This is a genomic window from Micromonospora sp. NPDC047730 (genome assembly GCF_043204765.1).
Taxonomy (GTDB): Bacteria; Actinomycetota; Actinomycetes; order Mycobacteriales; family Micromonosporaceae; genus Micromonospora.
Genome location: NZ_JBIDCU010000002.1, coordinates 207,580 through 228,473, shown reverse-complemented (window position 1 = coordinate 228,473; position 20,894 = coordinate 207,580). Strand labels below are relative to the sequence as shown.

General features: G+C 72.4%; 18 protein-coding genes. 5 read left to right on the top strand and 13 right to left on the bottom strand.

Going from position 1 to position 20,894, the window contains the following annotated elements; all coding sequences use genetic code 11:
- Positions 1 to 86: 86 nt before the first annotated feature.
- The 7 genes from ACGF5G_RS06520 to murJ form a co-directional block, all read right to left on the bottom strand.
- Positions 87 to 1,250, bottom strand: coding sequence for an N-acetylmuramoyl-L-alanine amidase (locus ACGF5G_RS06520; protein ID WP_393259529.1), 1,164 nt, complete (start codon positions 1,248 to 1,250; stop codon positions 87 to 89).
- A 151-nt stretch (positions 1,251 to 1,401) separates the two neighbouring features.
- Entirely contained in the window at positions 1,402 to 1,725 is a 324-nt protein-coding gene (gene trxA, locus ACGF5G_RS06515) for a thioredoxin (RefSeq protein ID WP_132235478.1), read from the bottom strand.
- A 29-nt stretch (positions 1,726 to 1,754) separates the two neighbouring features.
- Positions 1,755 to 2,708 carry a thioredoxin-disulfide reductase gene (gene trxB / locus ACGF5G_RS06510; protein WP_393260640.1) on the bottom strand — a complete coding sequence of 318 codons (954 nt, stop codon included), beginning with the start codon at positions 2,706 to 2,708 and terminating at the stop codon, positions 1,755 to 1,757.
- 182 nt (positions 2,709 to 2,890) lie between these two features.
- A complete protein-coding gene (locus tag ACGF5G_RS06505; protein ID WP_393259527.1) occupies positions 2,891 to 3,970 on the bottom strand; it encodes a hypothetical protein in 1,080 nt (359 codons plus the stop codon).
- The gene (gene sigM, locus ACGF5G_RS06500) at positions 3,967 to 4,788 is read right to left on the bottom strand and encodes an RNA polymerase sigma factor SigM (protein ID WP_393259526.1); all 822 of its coding nucleotides are present in this window, start codon (positions 4,786 to 4,788) and stop codon (positions 3,967 to 3,969) included. The genes ACGF5G_RS06505 and sigM overlap by 4 nt, the downstream gene beginning before the upstream one ends.
- A 43-nt stretch (positions 4,789 to 4,831) precedes the next feature.
- The gene (locus ACGF5G_RS06495) at positions 4,832 to 6,430 is read right to left on the bottom strand and encodes a protein kinase family protein (RefSeq protein WP_393259524.1); all 1,599 of its coding nucleotides are present in this window, start codon (positions 6,428 to 6,430) and stop codon (positions 4,832 to 4,834) included.
- Between the two features lie 457 nt (positions 6,431 to 6,887).
- On the bottom strand, positions 6,888 to 8,636 hold the full coding sequence (gene murJ / locus ACGF5G_RS06490) for a murein biosynthesis integral membrane protein MurJ (protein ID WP_393259522.1): 1,749 nt from the start codon (positions 8,634 to 8,636) through the stop codon (positions 6,888 to 6,890).
- Positions 8,637 to 8,771: 135 nt separating this feature from the next.
- Between murJ and ACGF5G_RS06485 the strand changes: the two genes are divergently transcribed.
- Entirely contained in the window at positions 8,772 to 10,232 is a 1,461-nt protein-coding gene (locus ACGF5G_RS06485) for a CCA tRNA nucleotidyltransferase (protein WP_393259521.1), read from the top strand.
- A gap of 81 nt (positions 10,233 to 10,313) precedes the next feature.
- On the opposite strand, the gene ACGF5G_RS06480 is transcribed toward ACGF5G_RS06485, so the two are convergent.
- Together ACGF5G_RS06480 and ACGF5G_RS06475 are read right to left on the bottom strand one after the other, a co-directional pair.
- The gene (locus ACGF5G_RS06480) at positions 10,314 to 11,831 is read right to left on the bottom strand and encodes a flotillin family protein (protein ID WP_393259519.1); all 1,518 of its coding nucleotides are present in this window, start codon (positions 11,829 to 11,831) and stop codon (positions 10,314 to 10,316) included.
- 29 nt (positions 11,832 to 11,860) lie between these two features.
- The gene (locus ACGF5G_RS06475; protein ID WP_393260638.1) at positions 11,861 to 12,382 is read right to left on the bottom strand and encodes a hypothetical protein; all 522 of its coding nucleotides are present in this window, start codon (positions 12,380 to 12,382) and stop codon (positions 11,861 to 11,863) included.
- Positions 12,383 to 12,489: 107 nt separating this feature from the next.
- Here ACGF5G_RS06475 and ACGF5G_RS06470 point away from each other — a divergent pair, with 107 nt between their 5' ends.
- Complete coding sequence (locus tag ACGF5G_RS06470) at positions 12,490 to 12,894, top strand: hypothetical protein (protein WP_393259517.1); 405 nt, start codon at positions 12,490 to 12,492, stop codon at positions 12,892 to 12,894.
- A 69-nt stretch (positions 12,895 to 12,963) separates the two neighbouring features.
- Here the strand turns inward: ACGF5G_RS06470 and ACGF5G_RS06465 are convergent, their stop codons facing one another.
- Complete coding sequence (locus tag ACGF5G_RS06465) at positions 12,964 to 13,863, bottom strand: SdrD B-like domain-containing protein (protein WP_393259515.1); 900 nt, start codon at positions 13,861 to 13,863, stop codon at positions 12,964 to 12,966.
- 173 nt (positions 13,864 to 14,036) lie between these two features.
- On the opposite strand from ACGF5G_RS06465, the gene ACGF5G_RS06460 reads away from it, so the two are divergent.
- Positions 14,037 to 14,516, top strand: coding sequence for a methylated-DNA--[protein]-cysteine S-methyltransferase (locus ACGF5G_RS06460; RefSeq protein WP_393259513.1), 480 nt, complete (start codon positions 14,037 to 14,039; stop codon positions 14,514 to 14,516).
- Between the two features lie 99 nt (positions 14,517 to 14,615).
- Here the strand turns inward: ACGF5G_RS06460 and ACGF5G_RS06455 are convergent, their stop codons facing one another.
- The 3 genes from ACGF5G_RS06455 to ACGF5G_RS06445 form a co-directional block, all read right to left on the bottom strand.
- Complete coding sequence (locus ACGF5G_RS06455; RefSeq protein WP_393259512.1) at positions 14,616 to 15,278, bottom strand: hypothetical protein; 663 nt, start codon at positions 15,276 to 15,278, stop codon at positions 14,616 to 14,618.
- 144 nt (positions 15,279 to 15,422) lie between these two features.
- A complete protein-coding gene (locus ACGF5G_RS06450; protein ID WP_393259510.1) occupies positions 15,423 to 16,502 on the bottom strand; it encodes an inositol-3-phosphate synthase in 1,080 nt (359 codons plus the stop codon).
- A gap of 23 nt (positions 16,503 to 16,525) precedes the next feature.
- Positions 16,526 to 17,164, bottom strand: coding sequence for a PadR family transcriptional regulator (locus ACGF5G_RS06445; protein WP_393259509.1), 639 nt, complete (start codon positions 17,162 to 17,164; stop codon positions 16,526 to 16,528).
- A gap of 175 nt (positions 17,165 to 17,339) precedes the next feature.
- Between ACGF5G_RS06445 and ACGF5G_RS06440 the strand changes: the two genes are divergently transcribed.
- Both ACGF5G_RS06440 and ACGF5G_RS06435 read left to right on the top strand, forming a co-directional pair.
- The gene (locus ACGF5G_RS06440; protein WP_393259507.1) at positions 17,340 to 17,807 is read left to right on the top strand and encodes a DUF5318 domain-containing protein; all 468 of its coding nucleotides are present in this window, start codon (positions 17,340 to 17,342) and stop codon (positions 17,805 to 17,807) included.
- Between the two features lie 197 nt (positions 17,808 to 18,004).
- Positions 18,005 to 20,815 (top strand): transglycosylase domain-containing protein, encoded by a 2,811-nt coding sequence (locus tag ACGF5G_RS06435; RefSeq protein WP_393259505.1) that lies wholly within the window; start codon positions 18,005 to 18,007, stop codon positions 20,813 to 20,815.
- Positions 20,816 to 20,894: the final 79 nt, after the last annotated feature.

Below are 20,894 nucleotides of genomic sequence, written 5' to 3'. Positions count from 1 at the left end.
CCACGCCGACCGCCCACCCGGTCCACGACACCATCGGGCCGCTGCCCGGCCCACGCCCGCCCGTCCGCGACCGCGCCGACCGCCGTTCAGTCCACCACCGTGCCGGCGGCCACGACCGCCCGCAGCTCGCTCACGTCGATCGAGCCGGTGGGCACGTCCCGCTCCACGGGGAAGAACATCCGCTGCACCGCGGCCACGATGGCCTCGGCCACCAGGTCCCGGAACCGGGGGTCGACCAGCCGGGCCCGGTCGCCGGGCGAGGTGAGGTAGCCGACCTCGACGCGTACGGCCGGCATCCGGGTCAGCCGGAGCAGGTCCCACGCCTTCGCGTGCGTACGGCAGTCGCGCAGCCCGGTACGGGCGACGATCTCCCGCTGCACGAGCCCGGCGAGCCGTTCCCCGGTCGCCGAGGTGACCCCGTTGTCGGTGCCGTAGTGGTAGGTCGCGACGCCCTCGGCCGCCGGGTTGGCGTGCCCGTCGAGGTGCAGCGAGATGAACACGTCGGCCCCGAGCGAGTTGGCCAGCCCGGCCCGGTCGACGTCCGGCAGGCAGTCCTCCGGGGCCGGCCCGCGGGTGAGCTGCACCCGGACGCCGGAGGCGGCGAGCCGGCCCTCCAGCCGGCTGGCCAGGTCGTGCACCAGGTCCGCCTCGGTCCACCGCAGCCGCCCGTCCGGCACCACCACGCCCGGGTCGGTGCCCCCGTGACCGGGGTCGACGACCACGGTCCGCCCCACCAGCGTCGGGCCGGACTGCCGGATGGCGTCGGACTCGCGCAGCCACTGCGGCCGCCCGCCGACGACCTTGCGCCCGAGCCGGCGCAGCGCGTTCATGGTGTGCGGCCCGCACGAGCCGTCGGGCGTCAGCCCGACCTCGCGCTGGAACTGGGCGACCGCCCGCGAGGTCCGTACGCCGTAGATCGCGTCCGCGCGACCCACGTCGTACCCCATCTCCAGCAGTCGTTCCTGGAGCGACCGGACGTCCTCGCCGGTGAGCGGCTCGGGGACCGAGTGGTAGAGGGTGCGGGCGCCGAGCCGCCAGCGGGCGGCGTCCAGGGCCCGCCAGGTCTCCGCGCCGACCCGGCCGTCCACGCTGAGCCCCCGGGACTGCTGGAAGGCCCGGACGGCCCGTTCGGTGTGGGCGTCGAACTCGTCGACGTCGGGTGCCATCGGCGCGAGCAGGTCGAGGCCGGTCAGCACCGTACGGATCTCGGTGACCGCGGGTCCACGGTCACCGGGTCGGATCGGACGCACGCACGACCCCCTCTGCACGGACGCTGGCTGGCCGGGCGGCCCCGGGGTTGAGGTTATGCGTTCCGGGGACCTCAGGTGGGCGCGCCGGGAAAAGACGTCGACCCCGTCCCCCGGGCGGACCGGGTACGGGGTCGACGTGCGTACGTGCAGATCAGAGCGCCGATTCGATGAGCCTGACCAGCTCACCCTTCGGCTTGGCGCCGGCGATCGACTGCACCGGCTCGCCGTTCTTGAACACGGTGAGGGTCGGGACGGACATCACCCGGTACGCGCGGGCGGTCTCCGGGTTCTCGTCGATGTTGAGCTTGACGATGGTGACCTGGTCGCCCATCTCGCCGGCGATCTCCTCCAGCAGCGGCGACACCTTGCGGCACGGCCCGCACCACTCGGCCCAGAAGTCCACCAGAACCGGCTTGTCGGACTTCAGCACGTCGGCGGCGAAACTCGCGTCGGTGACCGACTTCGTTGCTCCCACTATGACCCTCCTCCGGAGTTTTCGGTTGTTCAGCCCTGCAGCGTGGCGATGAAGCGCTCGGCGTCCAGCGCGGCGGCGCAGCCCGTACCGGCGGCGGTGATGGCCTGCCGGTAGGTGTGGTCCACCAGGTCACCGGCGGCGAAGACACCGGGCACGCTGGTCCGGGTGCTCGGCGACTGGACCTTCACGTAGCCCTCGTCGTCCAGCTCCACCTGACCCCGGAAGAGCTCGCTGCGCGGGTCGTGGCCGATGGCCACGAAGACGCCGGTGACGTCGAGGACCTTGGACTCGCCGGTGTGCGTGTTGCGCACCCGTACGCCCGAGACCTTGCCGTCGTCGCCGAGGATCTCCTCGACCACGGTGTTCCACTCGACCTTGATCTTTTCGTTGCCCAGCGCCCGCTCGGCCATGATCTTGCTGGCCCGGAAGGAGTCCCGGCGGTGGATGATGGTGACCGACTCGGCGAACCGGGTGAGGAAGCTGGCCTCCTCCATCGCCGAGTCACCGCCGCCGACGACCACGATGTGCTGGTTGCGGAAGAAGAAGCCGTCGCAGGTGGCGCAGGACGAGACACCGTGGCCCAGGTACTCCTGCTCGCCGGGGACGCCCAGCGGACGCCACGCCGAGCCGGTGCTGAGGATGACGGCCCTCGCCCGGTAGGCGGTCTGACCCACCCAGACGGTGCTGACCGCGTCGGAGCCGACGCTGCCGGTGTCCTTCAGCTCCACCCGCGTCACGTCGTCGGTGAGGAACTCCGCGCCGAACCGCTCGGCCTGCTTGCGCATGTTGTCCATCAGCTCGGGGCCGAGGATGCCGTCGGCGAAACCGGGGAAGTTCTCCACCTCGGTCGTCGTCATCAGCGCGCCGCCGGACTGCACGCCCTCGATGATGAGCGGCTTGAGGTTGGCGCGCGCCGCGTAGACCGCCGCCGTGTAACCGGCCGGCCCGGAGCCGATGATGATCAGGTTGCGGACCTCGTCCACTGCCGTCTCCCGATAGGTGTTGTTCGCCATCGGCGCGCGCACCGATGCCGATCCGATGCCGACGCCCCTCGCGGTGCCGGCAGTCTGATGTGCAGAACGTCATCGTAGGAACCGGGGATTCCCGAGCCGGTCATCCGGTGGGTCAGGTCACGTGGACGGTCAAACGTCCGGTGGCCGCGAATTCACCCTACCCGCGTGCGGTAGCGGCTGTCCGAGCCGGATCCGGGCACCCCGCAATCCGGTCCGCTCACCCAGGCCCAGTGGGCGCCGCTGTTGTCGGTGAACCGGACGACCAGCGCTGGGCGGCCCTGGAACCGGGCGTAGTCGACCACCTCGACCACCAGCGGCCCGCCGCCGTGCTCGGCGCCGATCTCGTCGATGCAGTCGCTCAGCGAGGCCGGGTCGGTGAGCCGGTCGAGGCCGACCACGTCGCCGGGCAGCCGCCCACCCTCCGCCTGGGCATCGGGCCGGGGGCCGGCGCTGAACTGCTGTGCCCTCATCGTCGGCGAGACGTCGGCCAGGGACTCGGGTTTGTAGTCCCTCCCACTGCGGAGTGTGGGCTCGCCCGCCCGGAATGGCGTGCCGGCGGGGCCGGCGACCTCCGGTCTGGTCGGCCGGGACAACGCCGTGTCCGCGGCGCCGTCCCCCTGCTCCCCGGTGAACTGGCCGATGCCCAGCCCGACCGCCGCGATCGACGCCGCGGCGAGCGCGACCGGGCCGGCCAGCCGGGACCAGCGGCGGCGCCGTCGGCCCGGCCCCGTGGTCGCGCCCCGGCCGGGCTCCGAGCGGGGTACGCCGGCAGGGCGCCGCGCGGACCCGCCGAGCGGCTGCGCCGGCACAACCCCGCCCGACCTGCCCGTTCCCGGTTCGTCGGCCGGCACCGCGTCGCCGCCCCCGGAGGGGGAGCCGACGGCCTCGGAGCGGGCCGGCTCGGAGTCGTGTGGCTCGGGATGCACCAGATCGGAGCGGGCCGGCGTCGGGTCGAGCGGGCCGGAGTCGGGCGCGGGGGCGTTGGCCAGGGCCGCGACGAGCCGGTCGGTGACGTCCGTGGGCATCTCGGGGGCGGGGCCGGCCCAGGCGGCGGCCAGGTCGGCCCGGACGCTTGCCAGGGCCGGGGCGAGCAGCGCGTACGCCTCCGCCCAGGCCGCGTCCTCGTCGACTAGGCGGGCGACGCGTGCTTCGTCCGGGGTGCCGTCCAGCGCCCCGCCGACGTAGTCGGCGAGCAGGTCGTGGTCGACCTCTCCGAACCCCCCGGCCGTCACGCGTCCTCCTGGTGGGCATCCCGCCGGGACCGTCCCGACCCCGATCGGACGCCCTCGGGCGGTCGCGGGTTCCCTTCGGTGACGGCCGGCACGTTGGGGCCCGCCGCCGGGGCGGGCTGCGGCGATTCCTGCCGCTGCGGGGCGGGGCCCGGCGGCTCGGACTGCTGCGGGGCGGGCCGGGGGCGCAGGTGCCCGAGCTGCGTTGCGAGGCGGGCCCGGCCCCGGGCGCACCGGCTCTTGACCGTGCCCTCGGCGACGCCGAGGATCCTGGCCACCTCGGCCACCGGGTAGCCCTGCACATCCACCAGGATCAGCGCCGATCGTTGCTCGGCCGGCAGCCCGGCGAGTGCCTGACGGACCACCAGCGCCGTGTCGTGGTCGTGGACGGGAGCCGCCGGCTCGACGCCGCCCGTGGCGGATTCGGAGCCGCCGTCCCGGACACCGTCCGGCAGCGGAACCGTGGGATGCGCCTGCCGGCGCCGGATCCGGTCCAGGCAGGCGTTCACGACGATCCGGTGCAGCCAGGTGGTGACCGCCGAGTCGCCCCGGAACCGGCCGGCGGCGCGGTGGGCGGACAGCAGCGCGTCCTGGAGGGCGTCGGCGGCCTCCTCGCGGTCGCCGAGCGTCCGCAGCGCCACCGCCCAGAGGCGGTCGCGGTGCCGGTGGAACAGCTCGGCGAAGGCGTCCCGGTCACCCGCCACGTGGGCGTGCAGGAGTTCCAGGTCCGTCGGCCCGGCCGGCGGCACCGACGACGCGACCGGTGGGCCGCTCGCTCCGCCCACCGGTCCACCGCTCGTCCGCTCCCCGCGTACGCCCATCACCACGTCCGGCGGGTGCGGTGCCCTGGGCGCGGCGGCCGGCTCACGATCCCTGGACCGTGATCTCCTGGACGCCGACCTTGTAGCCGCGCTCGCTCGGCGGCAGCTCGGTGATCCAGAGCAGCAGGTAGCGGTACTTCTTGTCGGCGTCGAAGCCGTTGAAGGTCATCTTGGTGCCGTCGTGCTCCTCGAACGGCTGCCCGATCGGCGTCTTGTACTCCGCGACGAGCTGGGCGTCGCCGGAGGCCGACGAGGGGGGGTTGGAGGTCCCCGTGAGAAGCCGGGCGGAGGCGCCTCGGGCGGAGAGCAACACCTGCACCGACTTGACGGTGTGCTCCTCGCCCAGGTCGACCCAGACGCCCATGCCCTTCTTCAGATTGCCGAAGTTGGGGCGGTTCTCGTAGGTCTGGGTCTCCCAGCCCTTGTCCTCGTCGCCGTCGTACACCCGGTCGGCGTTGCGGAGTTCCGTGCGGTCGCCGTCCGGATCGATGATCCGGGCACCGCTGATCTTCAGCTCCCGCACCGTGGTGGCGGCCGGGGTGGCGTCGCCGCCGGGCGCGTTCGACGAGGGCGCGGCCACCGGGGTCTGTGGGCTCTCGTCGCCCCCGCCCAGCGCGCTGATGCCGATCAGCAGGCCCACCAGGGCGACTGCCAGCAGGCCGGCGATGCCGATGGCGACCTTGCGACCGCCGGCTGCGGCCAGCGGGGACGGCTCGTCGGCGGTGTCGGCGGCGAAGCGCAGCGGGCCGGTGTTGTCCAGGAACTGCTCGTCGGCCGGCACGTCCAGGCGGGCCAGCTCGGCGGCGAGCACGTCCGACGAGGGCGGCGCGATCTCGGCGTCGAGCAGGTCCATGGTGAGGTCGTCGAGGTACGCCGGCACGCCCGCCCGGACCTGCCGGGGCGCGGCGATCGCGCCGGCGGCGTCGCGGACGGCGTCGGGGATGGCGGCCCGGCCGTGGCCGGCGGTGGCGCCGCGCAGCGGGGCCTCGGCGTGCGGCCAGTGCCCGGTCAGGGCGAAGTAGAGGACCCCGCCGATCGCGCGCACGTCGCTCTGCTGGCTGTCGTCGCCGTCGGTACGCGCGTCGGCCAGCACCACCCGGCCGTCGTCACTGATCATCACCGTGCCGGGGTGGACGTTGCCGTGCACCATGTCGGTGGCGTGCACGGCGGCGAGGGCGCTCGCGACGGCGTTGCCGATGGTGGTGGCCCGGGCCGGGTCCAGCGGGCCGTCGGCGACCAGCTCGCGCAGGGACCGCCCGTCGACCCACTCGCGCACCACGTACGCCCGCTCGGCCTCGTCGATCGCGTCGTAGACGCCGACCAGGTTGGGGTGGATGACCCGGCTCGCCGCGACGGCGCCCTGGAGCATCTCGGTGGCGGAGTCGCCACCCGGGTAGCGCAGCACGACCGCGACGGGACGGCGGAGGATGACGTCGACGCCCCGCCAGACCAGCCGACCCGCGCTGTCGTTGTTGATGTGCTCGACCAGCTCGTAACGCTCGGCGAGGATCTCACCGGCCGTGGGAGCACCGAAGGTCATGACGTGCGGAGCGCTCTCCTCCGCCTCCTGACCCTCGCCGACCTGGGTCACCCGTCCTCCCTCGGTGATCGTGTCGATCGATGGACCCGCGCTGCTGGGCATGTGGCTTCCCGCTCTGCCTTCGAAGGAACCGGCCGACCGGTGTCGACGCGGAGCGTCGGCGCCTGCCGTACCCGTCGAGAGCGACCTTACCCGGGTTGGCGGTCTCCCCGACATGTCATCTTCGCGCCGCTCCCGGGTCGGGCTGCCGGCCGGCGATCAACTTGTCCGGTTGCGACCGTTGTCAGCCACGTTGCTGGCACATGTACTAACCAATCTAGACGTTGACCGCAAGTGCTCGCCGGAGGGGTTGACCTGTGTGGCGGCGACGCCGACGCCCCCGGGTTCCCTCCGACCGTGCCGCCATGCTCAGCCGTACGGCTGGTTATCCACAGGCCCGTCCGGCGTCTGAGCCGTGATTCGTGGAGTTATCCACAGGCGCATCCCCAGGCTGGTGATCCTCGTTCACAGAGCGTGCAGACCATCCGAGGGTCGTCGGCCCGCGCCCGAGCGCGGCGCGTCAGCGGCCCAGTCGGCGGCGGACCATGCCGACGACCTCGGTGATCTCACCGATCCGCAGCGCCATCGCGAGCCCGAGGTAGGCCCCGCCGATCCCCGCGCCGCCGACCACGAGCTGGATGATCGCCTCCAGTCGGGTCGGCGTGTCGTCGCCCGGCAGCAGCTTGACCACGATCAGACCGACCACCGCCGCCCCGAGCGCGGCGACCGCGACCCGGCCGAGAGTGCGCATGATCCCGCCGAGCCCGATCCGGCCGACCCGGGGACGGAGCAGCCAGGCGGAGGCGATCGCGGCGGCCAGGTAGGAGACGGCGTTGCCGATCATCATCCCGGCGGCCGCGAAGTGGGCGGCGAAGGCGGCGAAGAGGACGATCTGGACGCCGATCCGAAGCGCCACCACCGGGATGTTGATCAGCGCCGGGGTCCGGGTGTCGGGGAGCGCGTAGAAGGCGAAGGTGAACAGTTGGCTGACCGCGAACGGCACCAGCGCGAGCGCGGCCACCAGCAACACCACCGAGGTGTCGGCCGCGTTGTCGTCGCTGAACGCGCCGTAGCGGAACAGCACCACCGACAGCGGCGTGGCGAGCACGGCGTAGCAGACGGCAATCGGGGCCAGCACCGCCGAGACGGTCCGGGTGCCCCGGGACAGGTCGGCGGCGAGGTCGGCGTAGCGGCCGTCGGCGGCGGCCGCGCTCATCCGGGGCATCAGCGCCGTGATGATCGAGACGGCGATGATGCCGTGCGCCATCATCAACAGCAGGAAGACGTTGTTGTAGATCAGTGCGCCGGCGTCGCCGTCGCCCGCCCGGTTCAGCAGGTTGAACAGCACGATCAGGCCGACCTGGCTGACCGCGACGTAGCAGAACATCCACCCGCCCAGGCGGCCCAGCTCGGCCAGCCCCAGGGCGCGGAAGTCGAAGCGCAGCTTCCACCGGAAGCCGACCTTGCGCAGCGCCGGCAGCAGACCGGCGGCCTGGATGGCCACGCCGAGCAGCGTGCCGCCGCTGATCAGCACGATCCGCCCGGGGGTCATCTGCTCCGGCCGGATGATGTCCGCGCCGAAGATCGCGATGTAGAGCCCGGCGGTGCCGATCACCACCAGGTTGTTCAGGATCGGCGCCCACATCGGCGCGGCGAAGTGCCCCCGGGTGTTGAGCACCGCGCTGATCAGCGCGCTGAGGCCGGTGAAGAAGATCATCGGCAGCATCAGGTACGACAGGTTGGTGACCAGGTCCTGGTAGTCGGTGCCGCGGTTGTCGCTGGTGTACAGCTCAGTCAGCCAGGAGGCGGCGAGCACCGCGAGCAGCGCGGCCCCGGCCAGAGTGACCACCGCGAGGGTGAGCAGCCGCTGGGCGTACGCCTGACCGCCGTCCGCGTCCGCCTTGCGCCGGCGTACCAGCACGGGGATCAGGACGCTGGTGAGGATGCCGCCGAGCAGGAACTCGTAGACCATCCCCGGCAGGATCTGCGCGGTGGTGTACGCGTCACCGACCAGCGCGCCGCCCAGCGCGGCCGTCAGCACCAGGGTGCGCAGGAAGCCCGTACCCCGGCTGACGAGGCTGCCGATCGCCATCACCGCGCTGTTGGTCGCGGCGCTGGCCTCGGCCACCTGCTCCTGCGGAGGCGCGGTCGACTCCATGGCCGGCTGGTTGAGCGGCTCGGCGGAGATGAACGTCGCGCCGTCCGACGGCCGGCCGGGCGCGGCGCCGCCCTGGGCGGCGTTCGCGCTGCGGTAGAGACCGCCGCTCATCTTGTCGCCTCCAAGGCAGAGGGGGTACGTCCGAGCCGGGCACGGGCCCGCACGTCACAGACGATAGTCAACGGTTGCCCGATACCCGCGCCCGGCGGACCGCATCCCCGCCGGGACCGATAGTCTGGCGCTCCCATGTCCGAAGCCTCCGCTCCCCACGCCGCCGACCGCCGCGAACTCACCGCCGCGCAGCGCAACGCCGTCGCCGAACTGCTCCGGGTCTCCCCGGTCGCCGACGAGCTGGGCCGCCGGTTCGCGCGGGCCGGCCACGAGCTGCACCTGGTGGGCGGCTCGGTCCGCGACGCCCTGCTCGGCCGCCTCGGCGACGACCTCGACTTCTGCACCGACGCGCACCCGGACGAGACCCTGCGCATCGTGCGCGGCTGGGCCGAGTCGATCTGGGAGACCGGCCGGGAGTTCGGCACCATCGGCTGCCAGCGCGACGGGCTGCGGCTGGAGATCACCACCTTCCGGGCCGAGGCGTACGACCAGGTCAGCCGCAACCCGATCGTCGAGTACGGCACCGACCTCGCCGAGGACCTGCGGCGGCGCGACTTCACCATCAACGCGATGGCGGTCAGCCTGCCCGAGCACCGCTTCACCGACCCGCACGGCGGGCTGGACGACCTCGCCGCCAAGGTGATCCGCACCCCGGGCACGCCCGGGGAGTCCTTCGGCGACGACCCGCTGCGGATGCTGCGCGCCGCCCGGTTCGCCGCCCAGCTGCGCTTCGCGGTGCACCCCGACGTCCACGCGGCGATGGCCCTGATGGCCGCCGACCTGGACCGGATCACCGCCGAGCGGATCCGCGACGAGTTCACCAAGCTGCTCTGCGGCGCCGACCCGATCACCGGGCTGCGGCTGCTGGTCGACACCGGGCTCGCCGAGCGCTTCCTGCCCGAGCTGACCGGGCTGAAGCTCACGATCGACGAGCACGCCCAGCACAAGGACGTCTACGAGCACACCCTCACGGTGGTGAGCAACGCCGTCTCGTACGAGACCGACGGGCCGGACTTCGTCCTGCGGATGGCCGCGCTGATGCACGACGTCGGCAAGCCGGCCACCAAGGCGGTGGGCCCGGACGGCCGGGTCAGCTTCCACCACCACGAGGTGGTCGGGGCCCGGCTGACGAAGGCCCGGATGAAGGCGCTGCGCTACCCCAAGGAGATCACCTCCAAGGTCACCGCGCTGGTCGCGCTGCACCTGCGGTTCTACGGCTACGGCCGGGGCGAGTGGACCGACTCGGCGGTGCGCCGCTACGTCGCCGACGCCGGCGACCTGCTGCCGCGCCTGCACAAGCTGACCCGGTCGGACTGCACCACCCGCAACCGGCGCAAGGCCGCCCAGCTCGCCGCGGACTACGACGCGCTGGAGGAGCGGATCGCCCGGATCGCCGCCGAGGAGGACCTGGCGAGGGTCCGGCCCGACCTGGACGGCAACGCGATCATGGAGCTGCTGGGCGTGCCGCCGGGGCCGGTCGTCGGGCGGGCCTGGAAACACCTCAAGGAGCAGCGCCTGGAGCGCGGCCCGCTGGACCGCGACGAGGCCGAGGCGGAGCTACTGCGCTGGGCCCGCGACGAGGGCATCGTCGAGTAGTCGGCCACACGACCAGGGCGCCGCCCCCGGCCGGGGACGGCGCCCTGTCGCGACAGCGGCCACACCGCTGCCCTGGTGGCGTCAGCGGGTCTCGACCGCCGTGGCGTCGACCGACGGCTTGCCGTTGCCGGACGCGGACGACGCCGAGCCGAGCTTCGCCAGCAGGCCCGCCAGGTCGATCCCGGTCAGGTCGCTGCCGAGCTGGAGCCCCTGGGCCACGTTGCCCGCCACCGACTTGGTCAGCGACGAGGCGCCGTCGGTGGAGATGACGGTCATCTTGTCGATCGCGCCGATCGGGGCGCTCGCCGCCTCGACCACCTGCGGCAGCACCTTGACCAGCAGGTCCAACACCGCCGCCTCGCCGTACGCCGCGAACGCCTCGGCCTTGCGTGCCATCGCGTCGGCCTCGGCCTGGCCCTTGGCCAGGATGGCCGCGGCCTCGGCCTGGCCCTCCCGCTCGACCGCCTCGGCGATGGCGGAGCGGCGGCGCTGCTCGGCCTCGCCCTCCTTGGCGCCCTCGATCGCGTTTGCCTCGGCCAGCGCGGCCCGGCGGGCCCGCTCGCCCTCACCGGTGAGCCGGGCCTGCTCGGCGGAGGCCTGGGCGGCGGCGATGACGGCCTGCCGCTGCGCGTCGGCGTTCAGCACGGCCGCGTTGCGGGCCGCCTCGGCCTCCTGCTCCACCTTGTACCGGGCCGCGTCGGCCGGCTTGCGCACCTCGGTGTCGAGCTGGCGCTGCTTGAGCTCGGCGTTGCGCTCGGCCACCTTCTGCTGCTCGGAGAGGATCGCCTGGTCCCGCTCGGCCTGGGCGAGCGGCCCGGCCGCGGCGGACTTCGCCTTGGCCGCGTCGATCTCCGCCTGGATGGCGGCCTGCTTCAGCGCCAGGTTCCGGTTGGCCTCGGCGATCACCTCCTCGGCGAGCAGCCGCTCCTGCTCGGCCTGCTGCCGGGCCCGGGCCTCGGCGATGGACGCGTCCTTGAGCACCCGGGCGGCCTCCGGCCGGCCCAGGTCCTGAAGGTAGGAGCCCTCGGCCAGGATGTCCTGGAGCTGGAAGGTGTCCAGCACCAGGCCCTGGTTGGTCATCGAGTGCTCGGCCTCCTCGGCGACCGCGCTGGCGAACGCCGCCCGGTCCCGGATGACCTCCTCGATGGTGAGCCGGCCGACGATCGAGCGCAGCGCGCCGGCGAGCACCTCCCGCGTGAAGTTGTCGATCTCGTCCTGCTGGTGCAGGAAGCGCTGGGCGGCGGCCCGGATCGCGTCCTCGGTGCCGCCGACCTTGACGATCGCGACCCCGTGCAGGTCGGCGCGGATGCCCTGCTTGCTGACGGCGCCCCGGATACCGACGTCGATCCGGCGGCTGGACAGGTCGAGCGACTGGAGCTTCTGCACCACCGGCAGGACGAAGACCGACGCGCCGAGCACGACCTTCTGCCCGGACATGTCGGTGGACCGGCCGCCGTCGGCGGTCTGCGTGGTGCGGCCCTTGCGGCCGGTGACGATGAAGGCCTCGTTCGGCCCGGCGACCTTGATCCGGGAGAGGACGAAGAGCACGAGCACGATGACGAGGAGGACCGCGCCGCCGATGGCGATGAGAAGGGGCATGTGACCGTCCTGATCTGCTATGAGGGGGTTCAGTAGGTTTCGACGTGCACGCTGGTCTCGCTGAGCGCCTCGACCACGAAGATCTGGGCGCCGACCGGGATCGGTCGGTCGGCCCGGGCGTTCAGCTTGACCGGCTGGCCGGCCACCCGGACCCGGACCTCGCCGTAGCCGTCGGCGGGCACCGGGGTGACCACCAGGCCGATCGCCCCGACCAGGTGGTGGCGGGTGGGGGTGGGGTCGGTGCGCATGTCGCGGGCAGCCCGGCTCAGCCGGGACGCGGCCCACGCGGTGGGCACGGCCGCGACGAGGCCGCCGACCAGCGCCACCGCGATCATCCCGGGGGTACGCCCGCCGAGCAACTCGTTGGCGATCGCGGCGCCGAAGCCGAGCGCCCCGGTGAACCCGGCGACCGCCTCGACCGACACGGGACCGTCGAAGTCCGGGTTGCCGAAGTGCAGCAGCTCGGCGCCGAGCAGGGCGAGCGCCAGCACCGCGACGCCCGCGCCGCCGATGATGAGGAAGATCAGTGTCCCCGTGGCCACGACCCGCACCGTACCGATCTGGCGCAACGTGCCGCCGAACTCGCCCGACACGAATCTAGCTGTTGACAAGATTCCGGCGAGCGGTCAATCTTGACATTGACAAGACGGAGGTTTCCATGTCCTCGGCAACCCTGACCACCGCCGGCATCCTGCTGATCACCGTCGTCACGGTGGCGTACGGCGGGCTGACCCTGCTCATGCACCTGACCCGGCGCAAGGCCGGCTACCTCGACAACCCGGTCCGCCGGGGCCTGTGGACCGCCGGCCACGCGCACGCCGGGGTGCTGGTCCTCTTCGCGCTGGCCGTGCTGCCCTACGTCGACCAGGCCGACGCGTCCGACGGCACCCGCACGCTCATCCGCGCCCTGCTCGTGGCCGCGCCGATCCTGATGCCGCTCGGCTTCTTCCTCTCGGTGGCCCGGCCGCAGGACACGAAGCCCAACAAGCTGATCTGGCTGACCGTCGCGGGCGGCACCAGCCTCAGCGCCGGTGCCCTGCTGCTCGGCTTCACCCTGCTCTGAGCCCCGACGGAGGCGGCTCGGGACCGGAGCCGCGCCGCCCGCCCGTCCTCCGGGCGGGCGGCGACCGACTCAGCTACGAGTGACCAGGCCGGTGTCGACCACGTACTCGCCGCCGTGCACGGCGAAGAACTCGGCGCTCGAGGTGAGCAGGTACGGGTCGGACTGGTACGTGGTGACCATGTCCGAGTCGGTGGCGTCGTCACCCACGTCGGCGGCGGTGCGGCCGTACGTGCCGGCAGCCTCGACCCAGACCAGGTAGAGCAGTTCGGTACGGGTGGTCAGCGACCACGTGCCGTCGGGGTTGACGGTGGCCGTGCCTCCGCCGGTGGTCTGGTTCTGCCGGGCCCCGACCCGGACGCTGAGCACGCCGTCCGGGCCGGCGCCGATGCCCGGCTCACCCTCGTCGCGCTGCCCGTCCCGGTCCAGGTCGTGCCAGACCACGCCCCGGACGACGCAGGTCCCGGAGATCGCCACGGTGACCGAGCTGGTGTTGTTGGTGGTGTCGGACTCCTGGCGCTGCGGTGCGATCGTCGCGGTGATCGGCACCCGGGAGCCGGGCTGGGCGCCGGCCACCACGAACGGCAGCGAGAGCCGCTGGGCCCGTCCGGCGGCGGGCAGGGCCGGGTGGGCGCAGGTGTAGCTCGCCTCATCCACCACCGCGCAGTTCCATCCGTCGGTGGCCGTGAGCGCCGTCGTACGCAGCCCCGCCGGCACCGACACAGTGACGCTGAGCGGGTCGGACTCACCGGTGCCGCCGTTGCGCACGTCGATCTGCGCGCGGAAGGTCTCGCCCTCCGCCGGGTTGTAGTGGTCGGTCATCAGCAGATCGACGAACAGGTCGGGCTGGGTGCGTCCGGCCGCCACCGCGTCGGCCGGAGCGAGCGCCGCCGTGGCCCCGAGCAGGGCGAGGGTGGCGGTCGAGGTGGCGAAGATACGTCGGATCGAGCGGGACAGGGGATGGGATCGCATGGCGTCCTCACGTCGCAGGGTCGGCCCTCCCGGATGGTGAGGACCGGAGCGGAGATCAACTCCACCTATCCGGCGTCGTCGATGCATGCGGCGTTACGCGGTTGTCGGAACCGCTTCGCCGTCACGCGTCGTCCGGCCGTCGACGGTGTCGGGCCGCCGGGGACAATGGGTGGATGCGCTGGACCGTGCTCGACTCCCCGATCGGCGAGTTCTCCATCGCCACCGACGGAACACACGTGTGCCGGGCCCACTTCGGCCGGGTCGACACGGCCGACGAGGAGCCGGGCGACGAGACGGCCCGGCAGGCCGTGGCGGAGCTGCGGGCGTACTTCGCCGGCGAGCTGACCGAGTTCGCGGTGCCGCTGGCGGTGCCGGGCGGTTCCGACTTCGAGCGCGGCGTCTGGCGGGAGATGACCCGCATCCCGTACGGGGAGACGCTCACCTACGGCGAGGTGGCCCGGCGGCTCGGCGACCAGGGCGCCGCCCGCGCGGTCGGGGTGGCCTGCAACCGCAACCCGATCCCGGTGCTCGTGCCGTGCCACCGGATCGTCGGGGCGGGCGGCAAGCTGGTCGGCTTCGGCGGCGGCCTGGACCGCAAGGTGAAGCTGCTCGAACTGGAGGCCGGGGTCGCCCTGCAACGCGCCTGGTCCTGACGCTGGGCCGCCGTGCGACGGGCTGGTCCTGATGCGGGTCGCTGTGCGACGCGCCTGGTCCTGATCTGGGGCGGAGCCGCCCGCCGGCACCCGGCGACGTCAGCCCGGGGCGGGCAGGCAGCCGCCGTCGGCGATGCGGGTGCCGATCTCCACGGCGACGTCGCCCGCCCGGACGCTGCCGAAGACGCACGCCCGGCCGGTCCATCCCGCGAAGAGCAGGCCGTCACCGGGGCCGAGGTCGAGCCGGCCCGGCGGCCGGACGGTGACGTCGGCCAGCCCGGTCGCGGCGACAGCCCGCCGGACGGATTCCTCCCCGGGGTCGTCCCGCCCACCGACGGTCAGGAGGTTGAGGCTCCGCATGACCTCCGCCGCGCAGGCTCGGGCACCGCTGGCCGCCTCCGCGTCGAGCGTGCCGCGCTGCCGGAAGGCGTCGTTGGCCGCCTGCTGACGGCGGAACTCCTCCTCGCGCCGCTGCTCGTCGGTCAGCGGCTGTCCGCCGCCCGGTCGGCTCGGCGTGGCGGTCGCGGTACCGGGCCGGGCGACCTCGCCGGGGCGGGCGACGGGGGTTGCCGCGCGGACGCAGCGGGCTTCGGTGATCGCCGCAGAGGTGGCCGGGAGGGCCGACGCCGCGCTGTTGCTTGAGGCTGGACCGGTGCCCGGAGCCGCGCAGCCGGCGAGGACCGGAAGGAGCACGGTGCCGGTGACCGCGCCGATTGCCCATCGTGCCGCTCGGCGGCGGCCGGGGCGTGGGACGGACGTCACGGCGGTCAGCCTAACCGCGCGTCGCCGATCGCTCGACCCCGTGTGACACCGGTGGTCGTCGCGCGTACGGCGGTGGGAGAGCCGGACGCGGCGAAGGCCGGGTCCGTGCGGACCCGGCCTTCGGTGGTGCTGGTGGTCGGCGCGTCAGCGCTCGACGTCACCGGCGATGAACGCCTCGACGGCGGCGTGCGCGTCGTGGTCGGCGTACTGCACCGGCGGGGACTTCATGAAGTACGACGAGGCCGACAGGATCGGGCCGCCGATCTTCCGGTCCAGCGCGATCTTCGCGGCGCGGACGGCGTCGATGATCACGCCGGCCGAGTTCGGCGAGTCCCACACCTCGAGCTTGAGCTCGGCGTTGAGCGGGGTGTCGCCGAAGGAGCGGCCCTCCAGGCGGATGTACGCCCACTTGCGGTCGTCGAGCCACGGCACGTGGTCCGACGGGCCGATGTGCACGTCGCTCTTGCTCATCTCGTGCGGGATCTGGGACGTGACCGACTGGGTCTTCGAGATCTTCTTCGAGACCAGCCGGTTGCGCTCCAGCATGTTCATGAAGTCCATGTTGCCGCCGAAGTTGAGCTGGTACGTGCGCAGCAGCTCGACCCCGCGGTCCTCGAAGAGCTTCGCCAGCGCGCGGTGCACGATGGTGGCGCCGACCTGGCTCTTGATGTCGTCACCGACGATCGGCAGGCCCGCGTCCTCGAACTTCTTCGCCCACTCGGGGTCGGAGGCGATGAAGACCGGCAGGGCGTTCACGAACGCACAGCCGGCGTCGATCGCGGCCTGCGCGTAGAACTTGTCGGCCTGCTCGGAGCCGACCGGCAGGTAGGAGACGACGACGTCGACCTGCGCGTCGCGCAGCGCCTGCGCCACGTCGACCGGCTCGGCGTCGGACTCCTCGACGATCTCGCGGTAGTACTGGCCCAGACCGTCGAAGGTCGGGCCGCGCTGCACGGTCACGCCGGTCGGCGGCACGTCGCAGAGCTTGATGGTGTTGTTCTCGCTGGCGACGATCGCCTCGGCGAGGTCCATGCCCACCTTCTTGGCGTCCACGTCGAACGCCGCGACGAACTGCACGTCCGAGACGTGGTAGTCGCCGAAGGTGACGTGCATGAGACCCGGGACGCGGTCGTTCGGGTCGGCGTTCCGGTAGTACTCCACGCCCTGCACGAGGGACGAGGCGCAGTTACCCACACCGACGATGGCGACGCGGACGGAGCCCATAGCGTCTGCCTCCTTCTTCTTCATCACGGCCGCTCTTTCCTGGACTCTCCAGGCGGAGGCGGGCTGTTGTCTTCTCGTCGGCCGCCGGCCGTCCCGGTTTCCGGGACCGTCGGGGCACGGCCGGAGCGCTCGTTGGCGATGAGCTCCTCCAGCCAGCGGACCTCGCGCTCACAGGCGTCCAAGCCATGGCGCTGCAGTTCCAGCGTGTACGCGTCGAGGCGCTCGGCCGCCCGGCCGAGCACGTCGCGAAGCCCCTCGCGACGCTCCTCGATCTTTCGCCGGCGACCCTCCAGGATGCGGAGTCGGGTCGCCTGGTCGGTCCGGGCGAAGAACGCGAAGTGCACGCCGAAGCCCGTGTCGTCGTACGTCTCGGGCCCGGCCTGCGCGATCAGTTGGGCGAAGCGTTCCTTGCCCTCCGCGGTGATTTTGTAGACCACCCGACCTCGTCGGCTGGTCAGCGCGGGAACCTCCTCGGCGGTGGCGGGTGTCTCGGCGGCCTCGGTGATCCACCCCGCCGCCTGCAACCGACGCAGGGTCGGGTAGAGCGAGCCGTAGCTGATCGCCGCCCGGATCGCTCCGAGCTTGGCGGTCAGCTCCTTGCGCAGCTCGTAGCCGTGCATCGGAGACTCCTGCAGGAGGCCGAGGATGGCGAACTCGAGCACGGGCCATCCTCTCTGTACCCTCTACGCGGAGTGGTAACCGCCGCGATGTATCGGACCGATACATCGCACGCTAGCGGATCACCGTGATCAGGGCAAACCCCCGTTTCCGCGGTTCTGTGGTCACGCATCGTCACCGTGGTCGCCCCGTCCGGCGAGACCGCGTACCCTCTTCCGCATGCGTACGCAGCGCCAGGTGGTGGACTACTCGCTCCGGAAGCGAGCGGTGCTGCGTGAGCTCCTCGCCGGTCGGGTCGGCACGTACGACGTCTGCGACGCGTCGCCGTACCTGAAGAACGCCGCCCGCTACCACGGCGAGCCGACCGACGACCGGTGCCCGATCTGCCGGAGCGAGAACCTGACGCGCGTCCACTACATTTACGGCGACGAACTCAAGCAGTCCGCCGGCCAGGCCCGGACGCTGGCCGAGTTGCCCGTGCTGGCGATGACGCTGCGTGAGTTCCAGGTCTTCGTGGTGGAGGTGTGCCTCGGCTGTGACTGGAACCATCTCGTCGAGCAGTACCTGCTCGGCCGGGACGGGCTGGCCGGGGACCCGGAGGGCGGGCCGGAGCAGGACGCGGTGGGCGGCGCGGCCGCCTCGGGCACCGGTGCGGTCGGTCGACGGAGGCGAGAGGCGCAACGGTGATCCTGGCTCGATCGGCCGACCCCGGCCAGCATGCGCGCGCCCGGGGTGACCGACGGCTCGTTGGTCTGATTGGCCCGATTGATTCATACATGACCCCGATCGGTCGGCACGGACGTGCCGCTACTGTCGGGTGTCCCATCTCACGGCAAACCGGTGGCGGCGCGATCGCGCCACACCGCGACGGCAGGGTGTGAGGAATGAACTCGTACGGCGATCCCAGTTCCCCGCGCGGGCGGGCCCAGATTCCGGGCCAGCACGGCGACTCCGGCGGTGGCGCCCGCGGGGGCGGTTGGTCGGCTGCACAGGAGGGTACGGCACCCGGCCGCGCCTCGGTCACGCCCCGGGGTGCCGCCGGTGGGCGGGCCTCGGCCGCCGGCTCGGCTTCGGTGGGTTCCGCCTCCGCCGGTCGTGCCGGCGCCGGCCGGGCCTCCGTCCCGGTCTCCCCGGCGCCGGGCGCGGGCCGCGCATCGGTGCCGGTCTCCCCGGCGGCCGGCGGATCGGCCGGCCGCGCCACGGTGGGCGCCGCAGCCGTCGGTGCCGCCTCGGCCGGGCGGGCCAGCGTCGGATCGGCGGCCGTCGGCGGCGTCGCGGGCCGGGCGTCGGCGCGGGCGAGCGTCTCGCCGGGCCCGGGTGGGCCTGGCGGGCCGACCGGCCCCGGCCGCGGCGGTCGCGGCGCGGGCGACCCGGACAGATCGGCGCGAGCCAAGAAGCGCAAGCGGGTGAACATGCTGATCGCCGCGTTCGCGGTCCTCATCATGCTCGCGGGCCTCGGCGTGGTGGGCTTCACCTACTACTCGACCACCGTGGTGCTCCCCGAGGACACGACGCCGCCGCAGGCGACCACCCTCTACGCGTTCGACAACAAGACGGTCATCGCAAAGGTCGGCACGCAGAACCGGACCCTGGTCACCATCGACCAGATCCCGCAGCACGTGCAGGACGCGGTCGTGGCGATCGAGGACCGGAACTTCTACAAGCACTCCGGTGTGGACTACAAGGGCATCGCCCGCGCCGCGTGGAACAACCTCACCGGCGGCCAGAAGCAGGGCGCCTCGACCATCACCCAGCAGTATGCCCGCAACGCGTACGACAACCTGAAGGACGACACCTACGCCCGGAAGGTCAAGGAGGCGATCTTCGCCTCCAAGTTGAACGACGAGTACACCAAGCCCCAGATCATGCAGCACTACCTGAACATCATCTACCTCGGGCGGGGCGCGCACGGCATCGAGGCGGCGGCGCAGACCTACTTCGGCAAGCCGGCGAAGGACCTGAACGTCGCCGAGGGGGCGGTCCTCGCCGCGCTGATCAAGCAGCCCGAGGCCGGCCTCAACGGCGGCCACAAGGGCTACGACCCGGCGGTCAACCCCACCGAGGCCAAGTCCCGCTGGGACGACGTGATCCGCGCCATGATCGAAGAGGGCATGCTGAACGCCCCGGGCAAGCCGGCTGCGCCGACCGAGTACCCGAAGGTGAAGAAGCCGAACCAGGGCGGCGCCGGCATCGACTACGGCGTCGACACCCCGTACGGCAACGTGATCAACTACGTCAAGCAGGAGATGCGTGACCAGGGGCTCTGCGTCGACGACGCGACCAAGGTCAGCGAGGAGAAGAAGCTCTGCTCGCAGGCGCTGATGTCCGGCGGCTACCGGATCCGCACCACCATCGACACGAAGATCCAGAAGGCGGCGGTCGAGACGGCCCAGCGCAAGACCAAGGGCTCCGAGCTCGCCGGCCAGCCGAAGAACCTGATGGCGGCGGTGGTGGCCATCAACCCGGACAACGGGCGCGTGCTCGCCTACTACGGCGGCGACAACGGCACCGGCACCGACTACGCCGGCAAGAACACCGACGCCAACGGCAACGTCACCGGCGGTCACTCGCCGGGCTCCAGTTTCAAGATCTACACCCTGGCCGCAGCACTCCGGGCGCAGAAGGCTCTGGAGTCGCGCTGGAAGGGCCGGGCGTTCACCCCGGAGGGCACCGAGTTCAAGGTCAGCAACGCGGGCAACGACAACCCGAAGTGCGGCGACTCCTGCACCCTGAAGGAATCCACGTTGCAGTCGCTGAACGTGCCCTTCTACCACGTGACCCAGGAGATCGGACCGGACAAGGTCATCAAGATGGCCGCCGACGCCGGCGTCACCACCATGTGGCGGACGGACACCAACCCGGCGAAGGCGTACGACCTGACCAAGACCGATCCGAAGAAGATCGCGCCGAGCCCGTTCTTCCACGTGGTCGGCTACGGCCAGTACCCGGTCACCGTCCTCGACCACGCCAACGGCGTCGCCACCTTTGCCAACGAGGGGGTCTACAACAAGGCCCACTTCCTCTACTCGGTGGAGGAGCGGGACGTGAACACCGGAAAGTGGAAGAAGGTCGGCGGGGAGAAGCTCACCCCGAAGCAGCGCATCGAGAAGGACGTCGTGGCCGACGTGACCTCGGTGCTGGAGCAGTACCCTGCGCGGGTCAACCACCGGCTGGAGAACGACCGTAAGGCGGCCTCCAAGACCGGCACCTGGGAGCAGAAGCCGGACAGCCCGGAGAACGGCGACGCCTGGATGATCGGCTACACGCCGCAGATCGCCACCGCGGTCTGGGTCGGCAACCTGCAGAACCGACTGCCGCTCAAGCTGAAGGACGGCCGTCGGGTCAGTGGTTCGAACCTCCCGGGTGACATCTGGGAGCGGTTCATGGAAGAGGCGCACAAGACCTCGGACGACTATCGGGAGAAGAAGGACTTCCCGCCGGCGGCGAACATCGGCGACCCCAACTCCGGCAACGGCGAGGCGCCCCCGCCAGTGACGCCCCCGACCCCGCCGGACTGCCCGAACCCGTTGAACCCGTTCTGCCCGCCGACCGGCAACAACGGCGGTGGCAACAACGGGGGCGGCAACCCGGGCGGTCCCACCAGTCCCACCGACCCGACTGACCCGCGGCCGGGTGGCGGGGGCGGCGGTGACGGGCTGCTCCCGAGCCTCACACCCCGACCCGACGACGATTGAGCCACGAACGCCGCCGGCGGCCGGAGCACCTTTCCGGCCGCCGGCGGCGTTTCCGCGTACCGACGACGTGTCGGGTGCT